The following is a 2,756-nucleotide window of genomic DNA, read 5'->3' as shown; positions in this document are numbered from 1 at the left end:
CCAGCCGGCCGCCGTCGTGATGAGCGACCACGGCGGCCGCCCGCCGGGCGGCGCCGTGATGAGTGACCGCGGCGGTGCGAGTGGCCGGCAGCGGCGCAGGAGTTGCAGCAGCGCGTTCATTCCGCGGCCACCCGGTCGAGCCACTCCTCCATGAGCGCGTCGAACAGTGCCGGCTGCTCGAACTGCAGGTTGTGCCCGGCGACGTCGAGCACCGCGAACGTCGCCCGCGGATAGTGTGGCAGCAGCGCGAACTGGTCCAGATAGCCCACGCTCGCGTCCTGCCGGCCGGTCAGGAGGACCGTCGGACGCTCGAACGGCGGCCCGTCCTCGGGGTCGAGGCGGAGCACCCACCGCTGCCGGATCCGGGCCATCGCGTCGCGGTCGGCGGCGTCGAGGCCCGTGAGCACCTCCTCGCGCCAGCGCCGCAGCGTCTCCGGCGTCTGCACGACCGCCATGCCCGCGAACTCCTCGGCGAGATGCGGCTCGAGCCCAGCCACCAGCCCGGGGTCGGGCCGCAGCACCTGATGCGCCGGCACCGTGCGGTCGGCGTGCTCGACGGCGGTGCCGATCGGGCAGATCAGCGCCAGCCCGCGCACCTGCGAGCGCCGGACGCGGGCCAGCGCGCGGGCGAGATATCCCCCATACGACTCGCCGATCACCAGGAACGGCGCGTCGCCGATCTCCCGCCCGACGAACGCGTCGAGCTCGGCGAGCACGTCGTCGGAGCTCGCCACCGACGGCGGCGCCGGGGAGCGGCCCATCCCGGGCAGGTCCGGATAGAGCCGGCGATAGCCCGCGCGGCGCCCGAAGAGCGGCTCCAGGCAGCCGAGCATGAGGCGGTGGTCGGGGGTCCAGCCGTGGATGGCGAGCACCGGCGTGCCCGCGCCGTGGGCGACGAAATGCATGCCCGAATCTTGCCCGGCAGGTCTGACACTTTTTCGGCCCGACGGCGCATCGTGATTCACGTCGTACCGAGTGTCACGGCGCTCCGTTCCAGATTGACGCCTGGCCACGCCGTCGGGTTGGCTCTCGCCCATGCCGAGCCGCTTCATGGACGAACGAGAGATCACCGGCGCCGCCGACCTGACGCCGATCCAGCACGACCAGCTCCGGGCCGCCGGGAAGCTGTACGACGGGGAGGAGCTCGACGCCGCCGCCCGGCTGGTCGACGACCCGCACGACGAGCGCAGCTTCCTGGGCTTCTGCAACCTGTGGCGGGTGGTCGACGACACCGAGGACCGCTACGACGCCTGGCTGTACCAGGTGGACAGCGGCACCATCTTCCGTGCCGGGACGACCGAGGTCGCGGCGGAGATCATCCAGTTCGGCCTGGAGGCACGCGACCCCGCGGTGCGGGCGGAGCTGGGCCCGGCCCTCGTGGAGGCGGGCCTGTTACCCAAGTCCGACCTGAGCTATCCCGAGTTCGCCGAGCTCCTCCGCGCGCAGCAGGGCGGGTAGGGCCGCTAGTGAGGGGAGTCGATATCGGACAGGCGGAAGCGCAGGCGGGCCGCCTGCGGGGCGCTCATGCCGAGGGACAGCGCGTGCTCGTATGCGGTGCGGGCCTCGTCCGCGCGGCCGAGTCGTAGCAGCAGCTCGGCGCGGGTGGCGTGCCACCACGGGTAGCCGGTCAGGCCGGTCAGCGCGTCGGTCAGCGCCAGGCCCGCCGCCGGGCCGTCGCGCTCGGCGACCGCCGCGGCGCGGTTCAGGCGGGCGACCGGGGTGTCCTGGACGGTGAGGAGCACGTCGTACCAGGAGATCACCGCGTCCCACGGGGTCTCGGCGTACGTGGGGGCCAGGGCGTGGCAGGCCGCGACGGCGGCCTGGACCGCGTACGGGTTCGGGTGCCCGGGGCTACGGCGCAGCGCCGCACCGGTCAGCTCGACGCCCTCGCGGATCGCGGCGCGGTTCCACCGGGTCCGGTCCTGGTCGGCGAGGAGCACCGGCAGCCCGGCCGCGTCCCGGCGCGCCGCGCGGCGGGAGTCCTGCAGGAGCATGAGCGCGAGCAGGCCGAGCACCGTCGGCTCGTCGGGCATCAGCGCCAGCAGCATCCGGCCGAGGTGCAGCGCCTCGCCGGTCAGCGACGCGCGCACGACGTCGTCGCCGGAGCCGGCGGCGTAGCCCTCGTTGAAGATGAGGTACACCGTCGCGGCGACCCCGGCCAGGCGGGACGGCAGTTCCTCGGAGGGCGGCACGCGATAGGGGATGCGGGCCTGCGTGATCTTCTGCCTGGCCCGCGTCAGCCGCTTCGCCATCGTCGCCTCCGGCACCACGAGCGCCCGCGCGACCTCCGCCGTCGACAGTCCACCGAGCGTCCGCAGGGCCAGCGCGACCTGCGCCTCCAACGAGAGCGCCGGATGGCAACAGGTGAACACCAACCGCAGCAGATCGTCGGGAAAGTCGGACAAGCCAGAAATATCTGAAACGTCAACAAGGGGCGCAGGCGAGGCACCGGCGGCCAGCGCCTCCTTCACCCGGCGCTGGGACTCGCGGCGGATCACGTCCACCGCGCGATGCCGCGCGGCCACCAGCAGCCAGGCCCGCGGGTTGGCCGGCACGCCCGAGTCCGGCCACACCCGCAGCGCCCGCTCCACCGCGTCCTGCGTCGCGTCCTCGGCCAGCGACCAGTCGCCGGTCACCCGGACGAGGGCGGCCAGCACGCGAGCGCCCTCGTCCCGGACCAGCCGCCCGACCGCGGAGGCGGCAGAGGCCGCAGAGCCGGCGGCGGCCGCCGCCGGCAGATCGGAAGAGCGTCGGGG

Annotated in this window: 3 protein-coding genes; 1 reads left to right on the top strand and 2 read right to left on the bottom strand. The window is 74.1% G+C overall.

Annotated elements, in window-relative coordinates; translation table 11 throughout:
- Positions 1 to 116: 116 nt before the first annotated feature.
- Positions 117 to 905 (bottom strand): alpha/beta hydrolase, encoded by a 789-nt coding sequence (locus ABZS66_RS43560; protein WP_354768524.1) that lies wholly within the window; start codon positions 903 to 905, stop codon positions 117 to 119.
- A gap of 130 nt (positions 906 to 1,035) precedes the next feature.
- Here ABZS66_RS43560 and ABZS66_RS43555 point away from each other — a divergent pair, with 130 nt between their 5' ends.
- Positions 1,036 to 1,458, top strand: a complete 423-nt coding sequence (locus tag ABZS66_RS43555) for a hypothetical protein (RefSeq protein WP_354768522.1) — start codon at positions 1,036 to 1,038, stop codon at positions 1,456 to 1,458.
- Between the two features lie 5 nt (positions 1,459 to 1,463).
- On the opposite strand, the gene ABZS66_RS43550 is transcribed toward ABZS66_RS43555, so the two are convergent.
- Positions 1,464 to 2,681 carry a DUF6596 domain-containing protein gene (locus ABZS66_RS43550; protein WP_354768564.1) on the bottom strand — a complete coding sequence of 406 codons (1,218 nt, stop codon included), beginning with the start codon at positions 2,679 to 2,681 and terminating at the stop codon, positions 1,464 to 1,466.
- Between the last annotated feature and the right edge of the window lie 75 nt (positions 2,682 to 2,756).

The sequence above is a fragment of the Dactylosporangium sp. NPDC005572 genome, from assembly GCF_040605515.1.
In the GTDB taxonomy this organism is placed as follows: Bacteria; Actinomycetota; Actinomycetes; order Mycobacteriales; family Micromonosporaceae; genus Dactylosporangium.
This window is presented reverse-complemented; position numbering and strand designations above follow the sequence as displayed.